Source organism: Fibrella forsythiae (assembly GCF_017353175.1).
GTDB lineage: Bacteria > Bacteroidota > Bacteroidia > Cytophagales > Spirosomataceae > Fibrella > Fibrella forsythiae.
Map to the genome: position 1 here is coordinate 286,640 of NZ_JAFMYW010000002.1, position 21,105 is coordinate 307,744.

A 21,105-nucleotide genomic window follows, 5' to 3' on the forward strand; every position below is an offset into this window, starting at 1 on the left:
ATCAGTCGGCAAATCCGAAACCGTAGCCAGCTATCATGTCTCAACAACCACTTTCTAAAGCCCTGCTTTTTACAATATTACTGTCAGTAGTAACATTGCTTGTGGCGGTACGGAGTTTATTCAGCGATCCGCTCGACCAAGTGCTGGCCCGAATCAGGGCGTATGAACAGCAGTATCCGTATGAAAAGGTATATGTACACACTGATCGTACAACGTACCTGCCCGGCGAAACCATATGGATGAAGAGCTATCTCTTTTACGGGGCCAGCCGGGGGGCTGATTCCAGTAGTGGAGCCGTTCTGGTTGACCTGGTAAGCCCTAACGGTCAAAAAATAAGGCTCGATACGCGCTTTCAGACTAAAGGGGGCTACGGTGAAGGGTACCTGCCCTTACCCGACTCGATGGAGACCGGGCGGTATACCCTGCGGGCGTACACGGGCTGGATGCGCAACTTTTCGGAAGACTGGTATTTCACCAAAGCCATCGACATTGTGCGGGCCAATGACCCGAAGGGAGCAACAACGGCAGGAAACGGCTCGTCGATCGAGGCCCGACCCGACGTGCAGTTTTTGCCCGAAGGTGGCCAGCTGGTAGCCGGGTTAACCAGCCGCGTAGCGTTCAAAGCAGTTAGTCCGGCAGGTGTGGGCGTGGATGTGTCGGGCTTTGTGCTCGATAGCAGGAAAGACACCATTGTTGGGTTTCAGAGCCAGCACCTGGGTATGGGTACGTTCCCGTTGATACCCGAAGCCGGACAGACCTACCAGGCGTTCGTGAAGATTCCCGGTACTACGGGATACACCTCCTATACTATGCCTGCTCCGCAGCCAGCGGGCTATTTAGTGCAGGTCGATAATCTGAGTAACAAAGACAATATCCGGGTATTTGTCAGCAATAGTATGCCGCCGGTTGCTGCCACACCTGAGTCCGGGTCTGCGGCGGCTATGCTGACGGTGCTGGCGCAGGTGAACGGTCAGCCCATTCTGGCCCTGCGCGGCCCCGCCAGCCGGAAACAGTTTGTGGTGCAGATTCCCCGCGCCAAATGTCCCGAAGGTATTGTGCAGATCACGCTGCTCGACCCAGCCGGCAAACCCGTTTCTGAACGACTCGTTTACTCGGCTCAGGACGAATTGATCAACCTGGCCGTAACGCCCGCTACGCCTGTTGCCGGCCCTCGGCAACGGGTAGACCTGACCGTTACGGCCACTAATGCCGCCGGAAAACCCGTTATGGCCGATCTGTCGCTGGCGGTTACCGATCTGGCTCAACAGCCTAAACGAAAGCCCTTTGCCGCCTCGTTGCCGTCGTATCTGCTGCTGACGTCTGATCTGACCGGGTACGTTGAACAACCGGGCTACTACTTCGATCAGACCAACAAAGACCGCCTGGCCAATCTCGATCTGCTGTTAATGACACAGGGCTGGCGGCGTATCACCTGGGATAAGGTACTGGTTGATTCGTTACCGCCCACGCGTTACCCCTTCGATCCCGGACTAACCGTGTCGGGTACGGTTTATCGGGGTACGTCGAAGAATCCGGCGCCGGGTATTCCGCTTACGATCATGGTGCATCGGAAAGATTCGACGCAGGATTTGTATAGTCTGAGCGCCGATGAAAAGGGGCGCTTCTTCCTGTCGAATGCCAACCTGATCGATACCGCTACAGTGTTTGTTCAGGCCCAGAAAACAAACGGCAGCCGGAATTTCACGATCACGATCGATAAGCTGGTAACGCCGCAGATCCGGGTGGTTCGTCCGCCACTGGTGCCCAGCGATATAGCGTATGCGGAACTGGCTGAATTTCTGAAACGGCAGAGTGAGTATGCAGCCATTGAAGCGCAGATCAGGCGAAATAGGGAGGTTCAGCTACAGACGGTGGTGGTAAAGGCCAAGCGCGTTGACCCCTATGCTACACAACGTGGAATATTCAGCAATGCCGACGTAAGCCTTAAAGTAGATGAGATGAACTCGGCCGGTGCCCTAACAATATTCGATATTCTTCGGAGCCGTGTTGCCGGGGTACAGGTTTCGGGGGGAGGGCTTGAGCCAACGGTGCAAATCCGGGGGGCGGCTAACTTCTCAGGTGTGATCGAACCCATGTTCATGATCGATGGCATGGCCGTCGACAAATCGGCAATCTCTAGCATTATGCCCAGCGATGTAGCCTATATTGATGTCATCAAAGGAGCAAGTGCAGCGCTGCTGGGTTCACGGGGGGCGGGCGGCGGCATCAACGTCATTATGAAACGTGGTGGCGAAACAAACGATTACGTAAATAAAGTAGTACCGGGTGTTCGGGTTGAAAAAATGGTTGGTTTTGCTCCTAAACGAACGTTTTACGCGCCCCGTTACGACAAACCTACGCCCGAAGAGAAAGTCCGCCCCGACTACCGCGCAACGCTGCTCTGGGCCCCCCGCATCCAGACCGATGCTGCGGGAAAAGCCACCGTCTCGTTCTATACGTCGGATGCCAAAACGTCGTTACACCTGGTGTTGGAGGGTGCTACCGTTTCTGGCCAGCCGGGGCATGCAGAAGCAACGATGAAGGTAGAATAGGCGTATTTCGGCTTACTGTTTAAGGAATCGCAGCCGTAGCCGGTTGCCCGAATTAACCTATTTTTGTTGCCTCAATTAATCTGTCCGGAAGCTGTTTCGTATGCGCGCTGTTGCCCACCGTTATATCCGTTTTAGTTATCTGATCGTGGTAGCCGTTGTGGCACTCACTGCGCTTCGTTTTGCCGATGATGACCCGCTTACCCGAATACTAGATAGCTTCACCCGCTACACCGGTCAGTTTCCGTACGAGAAAGTATACCTGCATACCGACCGGGCGGCGTACCTGCCCGGCGAAACAATCTGGCTGAAAAGCTACCTGTTCTACGGCGAAAACCGGGCGGCCGACTCAACGAGCGGCTCCGTCTGGATCGACCTGGTCAGCCCAACCGGCCGTAAGATCGTGCTCGATACCCGCATTCGCTCAAAAGGCGGTTATGGCGACGGCTACCTGCCCCTCCCCGATACCCTGTCGACTGGCCGCTATACCCTACGGGCGTACACCAGCTGGATGCGTAACTTCTCGGAAGAGTGGTATTTTAACCAGACGATCGACGTTGTGAAGCCCAGTGCTCCGCCTGCTCCACGGCTGGGGTCGCCTTCAACCGCCATCGACGTGCAGTTTCTGCCCGAGAGTGGTCACTGGGTGGCAGGCTTACCTAGCCGAATGGCATATAAAGCGATCAGTTCGGGCGGAATCGGAATCGATGTGACCGGGTACGTGCTGAATACCAAAAAAGACACCGTGGCGGGCTTCGTGAGTCAGCACCTGGGTATGGGGGCCTTTCCGATAACGCCTGAGGCAGGACAGACCTATACGGCTTATGTAAAGATGAAAGATGGCGACGCTTACACGGCGTTTCCGTTACCGGCTCCGCAATCAACCGGTTATATCCTGCAAGTCGATAACCTGAGCAACAAAGAGAATATCCGCGTGTTTGTAATGCACAATCTGCCCGTTTCGGCCGATGCGGCTACCACGGCCAGTGCACCCGGTTCAGCCTCATCAACCGCACCGGCCAGCCCGCAACCGATGTTGTCGATCGTGGCGCAGGTAAACGGGTCGCTGGTGTATGCGGCCAAAGCACCAACCAATCGCCCCCGATTTTTGGTGTCGATTCCCCGCAATAAATGCCCGCAAGGCATTGTACACATTACGCTGTTCGACGAACGGGGAAAACCCGTTAGCGAGCGCCTTGCTTATTCAGATCGTAACGATGTGATCAACCTGACGGTGAAAACGGCGAAGGCCAGCGTGGGTGTTCGTCAGCGCGTCGATGTAACGGTGACGGCCACCAATGCGGCGGGGGCTCCTGTGGCGGCTAACCTGTCGCTGGCTGTAACGGATAGCAAGCAGCAGCCTGCCGTCCGGCCCAACGGTCGCTCGTTGATGTCGTATCTGCTGCTGACCTCCGATCTGGCGGGGCATATTGAGCAGCCCGGTTATTATTTCGATCCGAAAAACACCGATCGACTGAATAAACTCGATCTGTTGATGATGACGCAGGGCTGGCGGCGCTTTACCTGGGATAAGGTGATGGCCAGCACGTACCCGCCAATGCGTTTCTTTGTTGATACCAGCTTAACCCTGAGCGGAACCGTATTTATGGCTACCTCGCGGGTGCCAGCGCCCGGTGCCGAATTGCTGGTGATGAAGAGCCAGAAAGATAGCAGCCGTGAAACAGGAATGGTAACGGCCGACGAGCAGGGCCGCTTCTTCCTGCATGGTATGAAGCTGATCGACACGAATACGGTATTCATTCAGGCATCGCGCGGAACCAGCCGTAATTTCAATGTGGTGCTTGATAAGCTTTATTCGCCTCAAGTACGTCTGATCCGCCCGCCTTTTGCGCCGCTGGATTTAGACTACGAACAACTGGCCGAACTCCTGAAACGGCAGAAATCGTATCTGGATATTGAGCGCCAGATCAACATGAACAAGGAAATTCAGTTGCAGACGGTCACCGTTAAAGCCAAGAAAGCCGATCCGTATGCGCAACAGCGGTCGATGTACGGCACGCCCGATAACACGCTGGTTGTCGATGACATGATGGCGTCGGGGCAATCCTCCATCTTCGACCTGCTCCGACGCTTGCCTGGCGTACAGGTAAACGGCGGCGGCCCAACACCGTCAGTCTCTGTACGTAATAGCGCGCCGTTATTTATGCTCGACGGGATGCGGACCGACATTCAGGCAATTGCCAATATCGCGCCCCAGACGGTAGCCAACATTGACGTGTTGAAAGGGGCGGGCGCATCGATTATGGGGGCCAGCAGCGTCATCAACATCATTACCAAACGCGGTGGCGCTGCCAAACAGGATTTCTCCAAGGTCGCTGCACCCGGTGTGCTGATCGAAAAAGTGGTTGGTTACGCCCCCCGCCGTGAGTTCTACGCCCCCCGTTTCGATGCCGCCACACCCGACGAGCGCGTCCGTCCCGATTTCCGGGCCACGCTCTGGTGGGCACCCCAACTTCGCACCGACGCCACCGGTAAGGCCACTACGTCTTTCTTCACCTCCGATGCCAAAACCACCCTCCGTTTCGTACTCGAAGGAGCCACAATAACTGGCCAAACCGGCTACGCCGAGACGACAATGAAGGTGGAGTAACAAGCAAACCAGCGCTGCAACGCTTACCTTTGCCAGGTCAACTCGTCTTCGTTAACGTACCTGTCCTTTGCTACTCGCTCTTCCTATCTGCCTTCTGCTTGCTACCGGTTTTGTGGTGGTGGGCGTATATTCCGAACGGAAAGTGTCGGCCTTTATTCAGGACCGGCTCGGGCCGATGGAAGTGGGCAAGTGGGGCCTGCTGCAACTCTTCGCCGATTTGCTGAAACTACTTCAGAAAGAGGATATTGTACCCCGCGCAGCTGATCGGCGGCTGTTTTTGCTGGCCCCGGCGGTCATCTTCGCGTCGGTGTTTGCGGCTTATGCCGTATTGCCACTGACGCCTGATTTGCAGGGCTCCGGCGCGGCGGTAGGCGTTTTTTACCTCATGGCCGTACTCTCATTTGAGGTAGTTGGCATTCTGATGGCGGGCTGGGCATCGAACAATAAATACTCGCTGTTCGGGGCCATCCGGTCGGTAGCGCAGATCGTTTCCTACGAAATTCCGCTGGGCCTTACTATCCTGTGTGCTGTCATGATCGGGCAGACGCTGAACCTCCAGGAGCTTAGTTTTCAGCAAGGCATTTACACGTCGCAGACAAACTACCTGTTCGGCATCCGGGCACTGGGAATCGACGTAACGGAATGGGGGGGCATTTTCGCCTGGAATATCCTGCGTAATCCGTTCCTGCTGATTGCTTACGTCATTTTCTTTATCTGCACCCTGGCCGAATCTAACCGCGCCCCGTTCGATTTACCCGAAGGTGAGTCGGAAATCGTGTCGGGTTTTCAGACCGAATACTCGGGCATGCGCTGGGCATTGCTGTTCCTGTCTGAATACGCCATGATGCTGCTGGTGTCATTCCTTGGCGCTATTCTATTCCTGGGCAGCTGGAACACGCCGCTACCAAATCTCGGTCCCGTGCGTCTGGCCGACTGGACAAGTGGCGAGCCCGGCACCGCCTGGGGTAACATCACCGGCGCTTTCTGGCTCATCAGCAAAGCGCTGCTGGCAGTACTGGGCCAGATGTGGGTACGTTGGACGCTTCCCCGGATTCGCCTCGACCAGATGATGTACCTCTGCTGGAAAGTGCTTACACCCATCAGCCTGGCCCTTTTCCTGATCTCCGCCATCTGGCGGTTGCTGATGATTTAAGTCTTCAGTCCTCTGTCTTCTGTTGCGCTGCTACACCACAGTACGTGCTGAGTAGCAGCGCAACAGAAGACAGAGGACTGAAGACTTAAAAAGTCCACATCTGGACGACGCTTGTCCGATACCGGACAGGATTACTCAGGTAAAAGGGCGAAATGGGCTGACTATCAATGTTTCATGTACTTTGGCACGTCAATTGGCTTAGGATAACCAGTTAGCTAGTTTTGATGGTTGCCTGACCGTCGCCAAGTACTTAACCGCATTGACTCATGGATCGCGCCTTACCCAAACGTTTCTGGACCCAACAAAAACTGCTCTTATCGGCCGGTGGCCTGCTGATTGTCGGTCTTATCGCTTATGTTTCTTTCTTCGCCGACAAACGCTCAAAACTGAATGTTGAACGCGAAAAAATCACCGTTTCGCCCGTCTCTATTGGTCCTTTCGAAGAATTTATTGTGGTAACAGGGGTTGTGCAACCGTTGAAAACCATTCGGTTAGATGCCATTGAAGGGGGGTACGTTACGCAGAAACTGGTTGATGGCGGGGTACAGGTGGCCAAAGGGCAGGTGCTCCTGAAACTGGAAAACCAGGGTTTGAAGTTAAGCTTTCTGCAATCAGAAACGGAAGCGAACCGACTGGTGAATGACCTGCAGAATACCCGGCAACGGCTTCGCGTAGAGCGTTTCGCGCTGCGGAAAAACCTGGCCGACCTCGACGCCCAACTCGATCAGGCAAAAGATACATACGACCGGCAGGCTAAGCTGATTAAAGACAAGGTCGTATCAGAAGAAGATTACCTGAAAGCCAAACGTGCGTATGACCGGCTGGCCAAGCAGCGCGAGATCGAAGCCGAATCGCAGAAATATCAGGAAGAGAACTCGAAGCTGCAAATTCAGCAGCTGGAAGGTACCCTGGCACGTACCCAGCGCAATGTGGCCCTCTGGCAGGAAACGCTGAGCAACCTGGTGGTAAAAGCACCGGTGTCGGGCCAGCTGTCGAGCATCGATGTGGAAGTGGGGAGTAACATCAACCGGGGGCAGAACATCGGCCAGATCGATGACCTCAACGGATTCAAGATGCGGGTAGGCGTTGATGAACACTACATCAGCCGCGTATTTGCGGGCCTGAACGGGTCATTTGAGTTCAACGGGCAGGAGTTTCCGCTGAGCATCAGCCGGGTATATCCGGAGGTTCGCAACGGGCGGTTCGAGGTAGATATGACCTTCCCGAAAGGCGCACCAGCGGGCATCAAACGCGGCCAGTCGTCGCCGATCCGGCTGGAGTTGGGCAAAGCGGCCAAGGCTACGCTGCTCCCTGTGGGTGGGTTCTTCTCGGATACAGGCGGTAACTGGGTGTATGTACTCGACAATTCGGGCAAACGCGCTACCAAACGAAACATCACGCTAGGCCGAAAAAATCCTGAGTTCTACGAAGTACTCGAAGGCCTGCAACCCGGCGAACAGGTCATCACCTCGAGCTACGAGAATTTTGGCGATAATGAGGTGTTGGAATTTTGAGGAGGAGGAAAGGGAGCAGGGGGACTAAAGGGACGAGAGGGAGCTTACGCGTAAGTATCTAATCAAGCGTCTTGATTTTAATTATTCCTTTGAATCCTCTTCGTCCCTTTAATCCCCCTCTTCCCTTATGTAAACTTTTCTTCCCTTGTTCTAATTAAATTCTGCAACATCGATGATATAATGTGACTCTTTGATAGTAGCTCGTTACCAGATTCTTCTGTAATAAGCCCGATACCAATAGCAATATGAATTTGTGTTCGCAGTTCACCATTCGACCCTTTGGTGATGCGCAGGTAACGAATAAATTCTTTGTTTGTGTGGCGTTCAAAGCCTTCTGCTACATTGGAAGGTACAGAAACTGCCGAGCGGCGAATTTGGTCACGAAGACCGAAATCAGTCGAGTTTGCCAGTAATTTATATAAGTCAATCGCTTGAGAAAGTCCTTTTTGCCACACTAGCAGGTCTTCAAACTTTTCAACTTTTGCCATAAATCTCAAGAGTTCAGGTGGGTGAGGCTAAAACTACCAAAAATCCCTTTCGTCCCCCTCGTCCTTTTCCTCCCTCTACTCCTTTTTTCTCCCTCATTTTATGATCCAAACCATCAATTTACAAAAGCTCTTCGCTACGGAAGAGGTCGAAACCACCGCCCTGAACGGGATCAACATGGAGGTGAAAGACGGTGAGTTCGTAGCCATCATGGGGCCGTCGGGCTGCGGCAAATCCACGCTGCTCAATATCCTGGGTCTGCTCGACAACCCCAGCGACGGCGAATACAATTTCTACGGTACTGAAGTAGCCAAGATGACCGAACGGCAGCGGGCTCAACTCCGCAAGGGTAGCATCGGCTTTGTCTTCCAGAGCTTCAACCTGATCGACGAACTAACGGTATACGAAAACGTAGAACTGCCCCTGCTGTACCTGAAAACACCGCCCGACGAGCGCAAAGTCCGCGTTGAAGAAGCGTTGAACCGCATGAACATCATGCACCGGCGCAACCACTTCCCGCAGCAACTCTCGGGTGGTCAGCAGCAGCGTACGGCCATTGCCCGCGCGGTGGTAGCCAAACCCAAGCTGATCCTGGCCGATGAACCGACGGGTAACCTCGACTCGAAAAACGGCGAGGAAGTGATGAAGCTGCTGGGCGAACTGAACGACGAAGGCACCACCATCATCATGGTGACTCACTCGCCCTACGACGCCGGCTTTGCCCACCGGACCGTGAACCTGTTCGACGGAAAAGTAGTAACCGAAAACATCCGCGTCTGAGGTTAGAAAAGGGAGGAAAGGGAGGAGGGGAAAAGAGTACCCTCCCTTTCCTCCCCTTCCTCCCTTTCTCCCCCTCCTCCCTTTCCTCCCCTCCTCCCTTTCCTCCCCCTCTTCCCATGCTCTCCAACTCACTCAAACTAGCCTGGCGAAATTTGAAAGCAGGTGGCTGGTATTCAGTGCTTAATGTAGGTGGTTTGGCGGTTGTGCTGGCCGTGAGTGTCCTGCTGCTCTGGTGGGTGAACGACGAACTACGCTACGACAAATTTCACCCCGAGGCCGACCGGATCTACCGGGTCAATTCGCGGCATGGTACCGGGGCTGATGAGCAGTTCTGGCGGTCAGCACCAGCCCCTATTGCCGTAGCGGCCAGCAAGAACGTGCCTGGTATTGAAGGCGTTACGCGGGTGGCCGGTCTGTACGATTTCAAAACGTTCCTGATCGATGGCAAGACTTTTTCCGAGAAGTCGGAAGACCTGGTCTATGCCGACGAAAATTTCCTCGACGTGCTGGGCGGTTTTCAGGTACGTTATGGTCAGGCAAAGCAGCCATTTCCGACCACCAACTCAGTGGTGCTGACGGAAGAGATCGCCGAGAAATTCTTCGGAACGCCCAACGCCGTGGGGAAAACCATCACTGTACTCGATTCGAACCGGGTGTTTACAGTGGGGGCAGTGCTGGCTAACCTGCCCGACTATAGCACATTTCAGAAGAAGATCATTTTCCCAATGTCGTTGCGGAAAAGGCTCTTCGGCGGCAACGGACAGTGGAAACGCATGGACGATGACTGGGGAAACTTCTCGTTCTCAACCTACGTAAAATTAGCCCCCGGCGTTGATCCCGCCACGATTGGTAAAACCTTGACCACTATTCAGGCGGCGGCCAGGCGGAGCGATGGAGATGGCAGCCTGAGCGATTACCGGTTACAACCAATCGCGACCATCCATTTGTACGAACCAGACGGCACAAACCCCGGTATGCAGCAGGTACGTATGATGAGTCTGATTGCCCTCTTCCTGCTCAGTATCGGCTGTATCAACTACGTGAACCTGACCACGGCGCGGGCAACCCGCCGGGCGCGGGAAGTAGGCGTTCGGAAGGTGGTTGGTGCCGAAACCGGGCAACTGATAAGTCAACTGTTGATGGAGTCGCTGCTGACACTTGGGCTGGCTCTGGTGCTGGCTATCGGCCTCATTCAACTGCTGACCCCGTTTTACCGCAACATGACGAACAAAACGAGCGGCTTGTCGCTGCTCGATCCGCAGGTATGGATGCTGCTGCTGGGTACGTTGCTGGTCACGCTGCTGCTGGCGGGTGTGTATCCGGCACTGGTCATTGCCCGTTTCGACCCGCTTAAATCGTTGCGTGGCCGGGGTGCAATGGGTGGTCAGGCGAGGTTACGGCAGGTGCTGGTTGTTACGCAGTTTGCGCTGGCGACGGGTTTGATCATCAGTACACTGGTGATCGGTAATCAGCTTCGATACATGCGCGAGCGAGACCTGGGCTTTAACAAAGATCATACGTTCACCTTCTACGCCGACAGTAAAACGGAGCAGTTTAAACGCGAACTGGCAGGCGAGAGCAGCATTCAGCACATTGCCACCGCCACCGTTGAGCTGACCAACGGCATGGGGTCGACCAGCGATACTGAATGGGATGGCAAAACGCCGGGCCGAACATTCATGGTCAACCAGCTAAGCGTCAGCGCCAATTTTATTCCTGATATGGGTATGAAACTGGTTGATGGTCAGAACTTTACCGGTACTCCGGCCGACTCGACGAACCTGATTTTGAACGAAACCGCCATTCGTGAGTCAGGCATTACCAATCCAATTGGCAAACGGTTCAATTTCCACGGCACCGACTGCCGGATTATTGGTGTGGTGAAGGATTTTGTGTTCGAATCGGCGCGTAACAAGGTAGCGCCCACCGTGCTGATGAGCCATCCCAACTGGAACGGAACGGTGTATGTACGCACCAGCGGCCAAAATACGTCGCAGGCTATCGCCGCCGTTGAACGCCTTTGGAAGAAATACAACCCGCAGTACCCGTTTGAGTATAGCTTTCTGGACGAGAACTACGACCGCCTGTATCGTGATGAACAACGCACCGGTACCCTGTTCATCTTCTTTGCGGGTGTAGCCATTGTGATCTGCTGCCTCGGTCTGTTCGGGCTGGCTGCCTACACGGCCGAACAGCGTACCAAAGAAATTGGCGTTCGGAAAGTGCTGGGTGCTAGTGTGCCAAGCCTGGTTGGGTTGCTAAGTAAAGATTTCCTGACGCTGGTGGCCTTAGGTATTCTGGTAGCAGCGCCCATTGCCTGGTGGGCTATGAGTAGCTGGCTTCAGGGCTTTATCTACCGAATCGATATTCAGTGGTGGATGATCGCGCTGGCCGGTGCATTGGCAGTAGGCATCGCCTTGCTGACGGTCAGCTTCCAAAGCATCAAGGCTGCGCTGATGAATCCGGTAGAGAGCCTGCGCAGCGAGTAATCGATACTCACATACATTTCCTATCAAACCTATAAGGGCTCCGAAGACCTTATAGGTTTTTTTATATGCAGTTGCTTTTATGTTTTTCTGTTCTACATTTGTAGAGAATAAACTACAGGTATAGAATGAAGCTGTCTGCCGCCGAAGAAACCCTGATGCAACACCTATGGAGTCGCGAACAGGCCTACATGAAAGATCTCATTGATGCGTACGAAGATCCTAAACCCGCCGCGACTACCGTGGCGACGTTGCTTAAACGCATGGCCGATAAAGGGTTCGTTGGCTATCGGGAGCGGGGTAATTCGCGGGAGTACTATCCGCTGGTGAGCAGTCAGGCTTATTTTGCAAAGCACGTCAACGGCCTGATCAAGCAGTTTTTCAATAATTCGGCGGCGCAGTTTGCCTCCTTTTTCACCACCGAAACCAACCTCTCGGCCGATGAACTGGCTGAACTCAGAAAGATTATCGATGAGCAGATAGACCGGAAGAAGCCATGACAACGTACCTGATCGAATCGAGCCTATGCCTGTTGGTGCTGCTGGGTACGTATCGGCTTTGTCTGGAAAATCAGCCGATGCACCGACTGAAACGGGCCTACTTACTGGGTACGTTGTTGCTCGCATTGGTAGGGCCGTTGGTGTCTGTTCAGCTACCTGCCAGCTTTACAACGGTTCTGCCAACAGCACAAGTGGTTGAAAATCAGTTGTCTGTCGAAAAGGTACGTTCGGAAGCGATTGCCATCGGCAAACTATCTACACCGGCAAACGGGAACGTACCTGAACCGACAGTGCCGGCAGAAACCCCTTTCTGGGTATGGCTTTACGCTGTCGTCACCGCCCTGATGCTGGCGCGGTTTGGCCGGAACCTATTCGTGCTGATTCGCCAGATCCGGGTCAACCCGACTGAGCCGTATTACGGGGCTACGCTGGTGAAGCTACCCGGTACCGGATTGCCTTATACGTTTCTGCATTACCTCTTCGTCTCGGACGAAGCCTACAGGCGGGGCACGATTGAAGACGAGTTATTCGAGCACGAATTGGCTCACATCCGGCAGCGTCATTCGCTGGATGTGCTGCTGGTGGAAATCGTGCTGTGTTTGGGTTGGTTCAATCCGCTACTCTTCTGGCTGAAGGGGGCTATGCAGCGCAACCACGAATTTCTGGCCGACGAAGCCGTGAACGAAACGTACCTGAACGTACCCCATTACCAGCACCTGTTGCTGAGCAAGCTGGCTGATACACTCCCTAACCTATCGCTGACCAGCACGCTGACTTTTAATATCACTAAACAACGCCTGCTCATGATGACCAAACAAACTTCATTCATTCGAATTTGGCTAACTGGCTGTAGCACTGCGCTTTTCTTCGGTTTCCTGATGATCCTATTGACTGGTGCAGCTCCCGCACAACCGTCGATCTTTCCGCTGAAATCAGAGACTACACCCCGTACCCCGCGTCCGCTGCTCAGCGTGGCGGAAATCGAAATCCGGTTTGGCGATGTAGTGGTAAATGCGACTAGTCGCGAGTTACAACCTGAGCAAAAAATAAAGTTTAAAGACCTCACGCCCGAACAGAAAACACGGGTAATTTATCTGGAAGGTCAACTACCCGGCACCTTTAATGAGGAAGAGTTTAACGCACTGAAAAACGCGAAGCAATACAGCATCTGGGTCGATGGAAAACGGGTACGTCATTTCGACCAAACCACCTTACAGGCTACTGATATTGTGACCTATAACATCCGGCGGCTCTACAAACATGCTCGGCGGCCCGATAGGTTTCATTATCAGGTCGACCTGCTGACAGACAAAGCAGCGAATGCGTTTGCGAGAGACTTACAGGCCAATCCTAGATTGCTTCTGCTGACGAAAGAACAGATGGAAAGGCGGCAAGCTGAGGAGGCTAAGTAAGTTAAGTTGCTTCGCGCTACGGGGCGCGAAGCATTACTAACGTCAACAACCGCTACGCAATCGTTGTCTTGTCGGATAGGAACGCCGTTTTATCGCGCAGGTACGTGGCGATCCAGACCAGTACGATGGGCGTTACTGCATTTAATGGCATCCCGTGCGATAGTTCGGTGGCGATGGCACCCGCGAAGTAGCAGGATAGCAGAATGAAGCCCAGTTTCATGGTTTTGGGATAGAGGAAGAGTAGCGCGAAGCCGACTTCCATGGCACCCAAAAACAATACTTGCTTCTCAACGCCCACTTTGGCCAGCGTTTCCATCACTTGCGGCGACTGGGTAAATTTGAAAACACCACTCATGAGAGCCATACCGGCGGCCAATACGGTGAAAATGATGGTGACGATTCGGTAGACTTTCGGACTCATACGTAGGAAGGTTTTGTGCAGTAGCTGACTGCGGTGAACGAACAGGACAAACGTACCTAAACCCGCTATCTTTTTGTTAGCAGTATCCCAAAGGATACCAGTATCGTTCAGGATACCACATGGTCTGTTCGTACTGGCAACCTACCTTTAATCTATGAGCACGGGGAATCAAGGACCTATTTCGGTCACGAACAGTAGCATAAACCACTCAGCCGTCGAGTGCACCGAAAGCCTGCGCGGCGTTCAGGATGCCCTGTATGTGCTGTCGGGCAAATGGAAATTGCCAATCATTATTACACTAACCGGCCAACCCAGGCGGTTCAAGGAGCTTCAACGACAGATCGCCGGCATTACAGCGAAGGTGCTCAGCAAAGAGTTGAAAGAGCTGGAAATGAACGAGTTTGTGGTGCGCAATGTGTACGCCACCACACCCGTCACCATCGAGTATGAACTCACTGAATACAGCCAGTCGCTCAACACCGTCATCGAAGCCCTGCGCAACTGGGGTATCCAGCACCGCGAACGGATCATTGGTCAGCATAAAACGGTTTGATACGCTGCGGCAACATGAACAATGTGTTGTAGTGTATTGCTTTCTCGCGTCCCTTCGACTAGGCGTCCCCGACAGGCTCAGGGTGATACGACACATCCAGTATGTGAATGATGATCTTGAGTGAGAGTGTCACCCTGAGCCTGTCGGGGACGCCTAGTCGAAGGGACGCGAGAAAGCGACACACCATATCAATGAACAAATCAACCATCCCTCTAGCGCGGCCATTGGCGCGGCTTAACAATTATTAACGGACTGTCTGTTAGATCGATACGTACCTTGGTGGCTCAACTCAGGTACGTATACAATGCTTCAGAACTACCTCAAAATTGCCTGGCGGAACCTGCTGCGCCGCACATTCTATTCACTGCTAAACATTGTCGGATTGGCCGTGGGCGTCACGTTTGCCTTGCTGATCGGGGCCTATATCTGGGGTGAGTTTCAGGTGAATAGAACCCTTCGCAACGCCAACCAGCAGTGTCTGGTGCAAAGCCGATGGACGGAAGAAAACCGGGGAATGGACATTACGTCATTCGCTCCCATTGGCCCGGCATTAAAAGCCGAATACCCGACGTTGGTGGCCAATTTCTACCGCTTCTACGGCGTCAGCGCCACGATCTCAAAAGGTACAAACCACTTCCGGGAGTCGATCCAGATCGGCGATTCAACCATGCTGACGATGTTCGGCTTCCCGATGCTCCACGGTGATCCGCGTACGGCACTGACCGGCCCTAATTCGGTCGTGATTACGGCGGCTAAAGCGATAAAGCTCTTCGGAAAAACCGACGTACTCAACGAGTCACTGACCATCGAAACGCCACGCAGCGGCAAGCAGCAGTTTCTGGTGACGGGCGTGCTAAAACCCTTGCCCGACAACTCCGTATCGCATTTGCTGAGCGAAAACAACGAGGTGTTTATGTCGATGAGGGGCGTCGATTTCTTCGGCAATGATGTGTTCTCCTGGCAAAATCCGTACATCGTTACGTACGTAGAGCTACAACTGGGAGTAGGCCCGGAGGCGCTTGCAACCCCACTCGCCCAGCTACTGACGAAGAATACCCCGCCCGATGTGCAGAAAAGCCTGACCGCCTACGTCACACCCTTGCCCAGTTACTATCTGCAGAGTAACAACGGGCTGATCCGCAACATGATGGTCACGCTGGGGGCAGTAGGGCTGTTTATTCTGCTCATGGCGGTGGTCAACTTCGTGAACCTGTCGCTGGGTACGTCGGCCACGCGGCTGCGCGAAATTGGCGTCCGGAAAGTGCTGGGTAGCCTCCGTCGTCAACTAACGGCGCAATTCCTGATCGAAGCGTTGGCGCTGACAACGGTGGCTACTGTTTTATCAATTGGTTTATACGCGCTGTTTCAGTCGGTGTTCAGCGAAATCGTTGGCAAGCCGCTTCCGCCGTTGGGACCGTTGCTGATGACCTACGGCTGGGTGCTGATCCTCCTGATTCTGGTGGTTGGCACACTGGCCGGCACATACCCGGCTCTCTATTTATCGGCCTACTCGTCGGTCGATTCGCTGAAAGGGAAAGCCCGGTCGGTGCGCGAAGGGCTTTGGTTTCGGCGGGGGCTGGTCACGGTTCAGTTTGCCATTGCCGTCTTTGTGTTTGTGGGCGCGGTGCTCGTATCGCGGCAGATCGCCTGGTTTTTCAACACCGATTTAGGCTTCAAAAAAGAGGCAGTACTAACGGTTTCGTCGCTGCCACGTACCTGGTCGAAAGAGGGCGTAAATCGGATGGAGGCTGTTCGCGATCAGTTTGCCCGGTTGCCCGGCGTGCAGTCGGCTAGTCTATCGTACGAGATTCCCAACGGTAATGTAGGTAATGCCGGACAGCTATTTCGGCAGGGACAGGATTCGACGCAGGCGGTGAACGTGAGCATGATGACCACCGACGAGCAGTATGCCCAAGCGTACCAGATTAGGTTGCAAAGTGGTCGGTTTTTTCACGCCGGGCAGGGAATCTACGACTCAACCAGTGTGGTGATCAACGAGGCGGCGAGCAAGGCCCTGGGTTATAAAACACCCGAAGCGGCCCTAAATCAATCAGTTCGTTTTCAGGGTATTCCGCTTACCTACCACATTCGGGGAGTGGTACGGGATTTTCACGTAGGGACCATGCACAAGGCTATTCAGCCTATGGCGTTTGGCCAGGTACAGGCCGCTGCCATTTACCGGTTCTTCTCATTCCGGCTGGCTCCCGGTAATCCGAAGGAAACCATCGCTGGTCTGGAACGTACCTGGCGCGAGCTTTTCCCCGACGCGCCGTTCGACTATGCCTTTATGGACGAAACGCTCCAGAAACTGTATCAGACTGAATTGCAACTGGAAAAAGCGGCCTACGTAGCCACCGGACTGGCCCTGCTGATTGTGCTGCTGGGCGTAGTAGGGCTGGTATCGCTGAGCGTGGCGCGCCGGACCAAAGAGGTCGGTATCCGGAAGGTACTGGGGGCGTCGGTATCTGGTATTATCGGCCTGTTCCTGCGCGAATACGCCTGGACGATGGTGCTGGCCAACCTGATCGCCTGGCCGCTGACCTACTGGCTGGTGTCGAACTGGCTGGCCGACTACGCTTATCATATGCCGGTTACGCTGTCGCCATTCGTGCTGGTAGGGGCGGGGTTAGCCCTGGTAACGGCTATCGTGATCAGCCTGCAAGTGGTAAAAGCCGCTCTGGTCAATCCCGTAACGAGCTTACGGAGTGAGTAACAGGATTTCGGATGTTGGTCCGCCGATGGGTTTTTTGTCATCCCGACGACAGGAAGGATCTTGGCGTTCTTAGCCGTAGTGCCAAGCGCCTTTGATAGGAACGCCACGATCTCTCATTCTTCGGGATGATAAAAGCACTGCCTAATTCACAATACTCTCGTTGAATATAACCGAAACAAAGTCAACATGCTTCGCGAAAACCTTAAGATGGCCCTGCGCCAGCTACGTACCCAACGTACCTATACGGCGTTGACTATCATCGGTTTGTCTGTTGGTTTAGCGGGTGGGCTTCTGCTCTTTCTTTTCGTTGAACACCACCTGAGCACCGACCGGCACCACGCTAAGTTCGACCGGACGTTTCGGGTCATGACCGATCTGTATCTCGATGACGGTACCATCGAATACAACGCCGAATCGGCTCTGCCAATGGCTCAGGCCCTTCGCCGTGACTATCCACAAGTGGAGCAGGCGGCGTTTCTGATGATGAACCGCGAACTGACCGTAAGTGTGAAACGAAAGGAGCAGACTACGCCTCTGCGTTTTCAGGAACATACCGGCACCGGGCTGGTTGAACCCGAATGGTTCGATATACTGGACTACACCTGGCTGCAGGGAAACCCGAAAACGGCCCTCCGCGAACCAAATACCGTGGTGCTGACGGAGTCATGGGCGAAGCGCTATTTCGGCGACGAAAACCCGATTGGCCAAACGTTAACGCTGAACAACAAAACGGAAGCCATAGTCACTGGCTTGCTGGCTGAGCCACCCACCACGACCGACACAAACCTGGGTCTGTTCATCTCGCTGGCAACCCTCAAAGCGCTCGATCCCGGCTACGAGGAAACCAGTTGGTATTACCTCAACAGCACCAATCGGGTTTACGCAACATTGAAAGACCCGAACGCAGTTACCAGCCTGACTGCCAGTTTTTCGGCCTTGTCGAAGAAGCAGTATGGCGATATGAGCAAAGTATTCCGCTTCTCGATTCAGCCCCTGCGCGATGTGCATTTCGACGTGGCGCGGGGCGGCGAGACCATTCGGAAGTCGCTGGTGTGGTCATTGGGCGCGGTGGGTATACTGCTGATCGTGGCGGCGTGCATCAACTTCGTGAACCTCGCTACAGCGCAGGCACTTCGGCGCAGTAAGGAAGTAGGTATTCGTAAATCGTTGGGTAGTTCGCGCAGCCAGTTGATGGGGCAGTTCCTGCTCGAAACCGCGCTGATCGTTGTGGCTGCTACCTCGCTGGCCCTGCTGATTGTGGTCACCACGCTCCCGCTGTTCAATAACTGGACGCAGCTCAGCCTGTCAATTCAGCCCGGCTGTCAAACCGTTGGTTTTGTCGGCCTGCTGTTGCTGATCGTGATAGTGACGGCGGGTGGGTATCCGGCGGTAGTGCTGTCGGGCTTTTCGCCGCTGGCGGTGTTGCGGGGGAAACTGATCCGTTCGTCGGTGGGGCGGGGCATAACGGTCAGGCAGGCGCTGGTGGTGACGCAGTTTGTGATCTGTCAGGCGCTAATCATCGGGGCGTTGGTGGTGGCCCGCCAGGTACGTTACGTACAGCAGGCCGATCTGGGTTTTCGGAAAGATAATGTCGTTATGGTCAGGCTACCCAACAACCAAACATCTACACTCACAACGTTACGGCAGCAACTGGCACACTACCCCGATATTCAGTCGATCAGCTTCAACCATCGGTCGCCCGCCAACGATCAGTTGTTTGGCGGTTCGTTCAAATTCGACAACCGGCCCGACTGGGAGAAATTCCCCGTTCGCGAACGCATTGCCGATTCAGAGTACCTACATACCTACGGCCTGACGCTCGTGGCCGGTCGAAACATCATGGTCAGCGACACTATCCGCGAATACCTCATCAACGAAACGCTACTGCATCAACTCGGTTTCCACGACCCCAGGCAGGTGCTGGGCAAAACCATGCAGTATCATCTGTCGGCGGTGCCAATGCCCATTGTGGGGGTGGTAAAGGATTTTCATCAGAAGTCGCTCCGTGAAGAAATTGGCCCCTGCATCATTGCCAGTAAGACCGACCGCTACGCGCAGGCGAGCATCCGCATAGCCGGTCAACAGCCGGCGCAAACGCTGGAGCGGATCCGGCAAACGTGGCAGCAACTGTATCCCAACGACGTATTCGAATACACGTACCTGGACGAGCAACTGGCCCGCTTTTACCAAACAGAAACGCTGATGGCCCGGCTGATCAACGTGTTCACCGGCATCGCTATCCTGATCTGTTGCTTAGGGCTCTACGGGCTGGTATCGTTCGTGGTGGTTCAGCGTACGAAAGAGATCGGCGTGCGTAAAGTATTGGGTGCCAGCGTAACCAGTATCGTAGCATTGCTTTCTTCCGACTTCCTGAAACTGGTATTTATTGCGCTACTGATCGCCTCGCCCATTGCCGGGTATGTGATGAATGGCTGGCTTCAGGATTTTGCTTACCGGGTCAGTATTGGCTGGTGGGTCTTCGCCCTCGCCGGTACGTTAGCCATTGCCATTGCGCTGCTAACCATCAGTTATCGAAGCATCAAAGCGGCGCTGGTGAATCCGGTGCAGTCGTTGCGAAGTGAATGAGTGGATCGGTATAAAGTGGATTGCCGCTGCGGTCGAAGGGCCAGGCGAAAGCAATCTAGCTAATCATCCTCACAAAATGATCCATCAGGCTACGCAAAACGCCGCCCATCAAATAGCTGAGGCCAACTCCCGAATTCACGCTGATAATTGACGTGTTGGATTGCTCTGGTGAATAAATGCACTCGGCGCATCAAGCTAAATAATCAACGTTAGCCGATCATGAAGGGAGGGAGCATTTTGGGAGGTATGCTGATTTGGCTGTTCGCAAACCATGCCGTGGCGCAGCAATCACAACAAGCTGGCTTGAAGGGAGAGTATTATAACGGGACCAGCTTCGAGCATAAAGTGCTGACACGGATTGACCCGCAATTGAATTTCACCTGGAAAATCGGAAGTCCTGCCACTGGCCTCGACAGGTCATACTATTCAATACGTTGGACGGGTCAGCTATTGGCTCCGGTGTCAGGTAAGTACACGTTCAATGCCAAAGTCGATGATGGTATCCGTATCTGGGTGGGTAATCGCAAGGTGATGGACGTCTGGAAGCTGAACGACTCAGGCAAATTTACCGGCAGCATCGAGCTGAAGGCCGGTCAACTGTACGATCTTCGGGTCGATTATTTCAACGATATGTTGGGCGGGGTCATCGAGCTATACTGGGTACGTCCCGACGCTGAAAAACCGTTCCTGAAATTCGGCGAGCCCATCGGGGAGTTGATCGCGCCGCGCTATTTCCGGCTACCAGCCCCGCCCGGTGCAGCGTTGCCAAAGCCCGTTGCAACGCCCCCGGTAGTGGCTTCGGTTGCAGTAGCCAGGACCACTTCCAAACTACCACTTTCGGCTAACCCCGGTAGAAAACCGTCTGTTGCCGCTACCAGTGTAGCCGTTAAACCACCGGTCAGTAATTCGGTGATAAGCACAAAGCCAGTGGCAACGACAGTAATCGCCGTTGCAGCGCCTGTCGTTGTTTCATCTGCGCCAGCATTGGTAGAACGGAAACCGACCATCCTTCAGCATGTGCAGTTTGAGCAGAGCAGCTACATCCTCTTACCCGAATCATTGCCTGAACTGGATGCCTTGATTCAAACCCTTCGGACGAACCCGAACTGGCACATCGAGCTGGATGGGCATACAGATAACGTCGGTGATCCCCGCCTAAACAAGACACTGTCGGAGTACCGGGCGCGGGTGGTGATGAACTACTTAACCCGCCACGGTATTGCCGAAGACCGGATCACGACGACGGGATACGGCGGCTCGCGACCCATCGCCAGCAATGACACAGAAGCCAACCGCGCCAGAAATCGCCGCGTCGAGTTTGTGGTGAAGTAGGTAGAGGGC

Annotated in this window: 14 protein-coding genes; 12 read left to right on the forward strand and 2 right to left on the reverse strand. The window is 54.2% G+C overall.

Translation table 11 applies throughout. The features are described 5' to 3' along the window. Positions 1–35 precede the first annotated feature (35 nt). The 4 genes from J2I46_RS07265 (at position 36) to J2I46_RS07280 (ending at position 7,827) form a co-directional block, all read left to right on the forward strand. The gene (locus J2I46_RS07265) at positions 36–2,552 is read left to right on the forward strand and encodes an MG2 domain-containing protein (protein ID WP_207328346.1); all 2,517 of its coding nucleotides are present in this window, start codon (positions 36–38) and stop codon (positions 2,550–2,552) included. 100 nt (positions 2,553–2,652) lie between these two features. Further along, a complete protein-coding gene (locus J2I46_RS07270; RefSeq protein ID WP_207328347.1) occupies positions 2,653–5,160 on the forward strand; it encodes an MG2 domain-containing protein in 2,508 nt (835 codons plus the stop codon). A 67-nt stretch (positions 5,161–5,227) separates the two neighbouring features. Beyond that, the gene (locus tag J2I46_RS07275; protein ID WP_207328348.1) at positions 5,228–6,313 is read left to right on the forward strand and encodes a complex I subunit 1/NuoH family protein; all 1,086 of its coding nucleotides are present in this window, start codon (positions 5,228–5,230) and stop codon (positions 6,311–6,313) included. 266 nt (positions 6,314–6,579) lie between these two features. Next, positions 6,580–7,827, forward strand: coding sequence for an efflux RND transporter periplasmic adaptor subunit (locus J2I46_RS07280; protein WP_207328349.1), 1,248 nt, complete (start codon positions 6,580–6,582; stop codon positions 7,825–7,827). 125 nt (positions 7,828–7,952) lie between these two features. Here the strand turns inward: J2I46_RS07280 and J2I46_RS07285 are convergent, their stop codons facing one another. Continuing rightward, the gene (locus tag J2I46_RS07285) at positions 7,953–8,315 is read right to left on the reverse strand and encodes a four helix bundle protein (RefSeq protein ID WP_207328350.1); all 363 of its coding nucleotides are present in this window, start codon (positions 8,313–8,315) and stop codon (positions 7,953–7,955) included. A gap of 100 nt (positions 8,316–8,415) precedes the next feature. Here J2I46_RS07285 and J2I46_RS07290 point away from each other — a divergent pair, with 100 nt between their 5' ends. The 4 genes from J2I46_RS07290 to J2I46_RS07305 all read left to right on the forward strand — a co-directional run bounded on the left by J2I46_RS07290 (position 8,416) and on the right by J2I46_RS07305 (position 13,491). Then, on the forward strand, positions 8,416–9,093 hold the full coding sequence (locus J2I46_RS07290) for an ABC transporter ATP-binding protein (RefSeq protein ID WP_207328351.1): 678 nt from the start codon (positions 8,416–8,418) through the stop codon (positions 9,091–9,093). A gap of 116 nt (positions 9,094–9,209) precedes the next feature. Further along, positions 9,210–11,582: an ABC transporter permease gene (locus J2I46_RS07295; RefSeq protein ID WP_207328352.1), complete on the forward strand. Its 2,373-nt coding sequence runs from the start codon at positions 9,210–9,212 to the stop codon at positions 11,580–11,582. 125 nt (positions 11,583–11,707) lie between these two features. Then, entirely contained in the window at positions 11,708–12,079 is a 372-nt protein-coding gene (locus J2I46_RS07300) for a BlaI/MecI/CopY family transcriptional regulator (RefSeq protein WP_207328353.1), read from the forward strand. After that, positions 12,076–13,491 carry a M56 family metallopeptidase gene (locus J2I46_RS07305; RefSeq protein ID WP_207328354.1) on the forward strand — a complete coding sequence of 472 codons (1,416 nt, stop codon included), beginning with the start codon at positions 12,076–12,078 and terminating at the stop codon, positions 13,489–13,491. Before J2I46_RS07300 ends, J2I46_RS07305 begins: the two co-directional genes overlap by 4 nt. A gap of 52 nt (positions 13,492–13,543) precedes the next feature. Here the strand turns inward: J2I46_RS07305 and J2I46_RS07310 are convergent, their stop codons facing one another. After that, the gene (locus J2I46_RS07310) at positions 13,544–13,912 is read right to left on the reverse strand and encodes a DoxX family protein (protein WP_207328355.1); all 369 of its coding nucleotides are present in this window, start codon (positions 13,910–13,912) and stop codon (positions 13,544–13,546) included. 154 nt (positions 13,913–14,066) lie between these two features. Between J2I46_RS07310 and J2I46_RS07315 the strand changes: the two genes are divergently transcribed. The 4 genes from J2I46_RS07315 (at position 14,067) to J2I46_RS07330 (ending at position 21,096) form a co-directional block, all read left to right on the forward strand. Further along, complete coding sequence (locus J2I46_RS07315; RefSeq protein WP_207328356.1) at positions 14,067–14,465, forward strand: winged helix-turn-helix transcriptional regulator; 399 nt, start codon at positions 14,067–14,069, stop codon at positions 14,463–14,465. Positions 14,466–14,769: 304 nt separating this feature from the next. Further along, complete coding sequence (locus tag J2I46_RS07320; protein WP_207328357.1) at positions 14,770–17,178, forward strand: ABC transporter permease; 2,409 nt, start codon at positions 14,770–14,772, stop codon at positions 17,176–17,178. Between the two features lie 186 nt (positions 17,179–17,364). Continuing rightward, positions 17,365–19,764, forward strand: coding sequence for an ABC transporter permease (locus J2I46_RS07325; protein WP_207328358.1), 2,400 nt, complete (start codon positions 17,365–17,367; stop codon positions 19,762–19,764). A 219-nt stretch (positions 19,765–19,983) separates the two neighbouring features. Beyond that, positions 19,984–21,096, forward strand: coding sequence for an OmpA family protein (locus J2I46_RS07330; RefSeq protein ID WP_207328359.1), 1,113 nt, complete (start codon positions 19,984–19,986; stop codon positions 21,094–21,096). The last annotated feature ends 9 nt before the right edge of the window (positions 21,097–21,105 follow it).

What these genes read in the sequence shown, in the direction of transcription:
- J2I46_RS07310 (WP_207328355.1), bottom strand. Translation starts at nt 13,912, where the DNA reads ATGAGTCCGAAAGTCTACCGAATCGTCACCATCATTTTCACCGTATTG.
- J2I46_RS07300 (WP_207328353.1), top strand. Translation starts at nt 11,708, where the DNA reads ATGAAGCTGTCTGCCGCCGAAGAAACCCTGATGCAACACCTATGGAGT.
- J2I46_RS07330 (WP_207328359.1), top strand. Translation starts at nt 19,984, where the DNA reads ATGAAGGGAGGGAGCATTTTGGGAGGTATGCTGATTTGGCTGTTCGCA.
- J2I46_RS07270 (WP_207328347.1), top strand. Translation starts at nt 2,653, where the DNA reads ATGCGCGCTGTTGCCCACCGTTATATCCGTTTTAGTTATCTGATCGTG.
- J2I46_RS07290 (WP_207328351.1), top strand. Translation starts at nt 8,416, where the DNA reads ATGATCCAAACCATCAATTTACAAAAGCTCTTCGCTACGGAAGAGGTC.
- J2I46_RS07295 (WP_207328352.1), top strand. Translation starts at nt 9,210, where the DNA reads ATGCTCTCCAACTCACTCAAACTAGCCTGGCGAAATTTGAAAGCAGGT.
- J2I46_RS07265 (WP_207328346.1), top strand. Translation starts at nt 36, where the DNA reads ATGTCTCAACAACCACTTTCTAAAGCCCTGCTTTTTACAATATTACTG.
- J2I46_RS07285 (WP_207328350.1), bottom strand. Translation starts at nt 8,315, where the DNA reads ATGGCAAAAGTTGAAAAGTTTGAAGACCTGCTAGTGTGGCAAAAAGGA.
- J2I46_RS07315 (WP_207328356.1), top strand. Translation starts at nt 14,067, where the DNA reads ATGAGCACGGGGAATCAAGGACCTATTTCGGTCACGAACAGTAGCATA.
- J2I46_RS07320 (WP_207328357.1), top strand. Translation starts at nt 14,770, where the DNA reads ATGCTTCAGAACTACCTCAAAATTGCCTGGCGGAACCTGCTGCGCCGC.
- J2I46_RS07280 (WP_207328349.1), top strand. Translation starts at nt 6,580, where the DNA reads ATGGATCGCGCCTTACCCAAACGTTTCTGGACCCAACAAAAACTGCTC.
- J2I46_RS07305 (WP_207328354.1), top strand. Translation starts at nt 12,076, where the DNA reads ATGACAACGTACCTGATCGAATCGAGCCTATGCCTGTTGGTGCTGCTG.
- J2I46_RS07325 (WP_207328358.1), top strand. Translation starts at nt 17,365, where the DNA reads ATGCTTCGCGAAAACCTTAAGATGGCCCTGCGCCAGCTACGTACCCAA.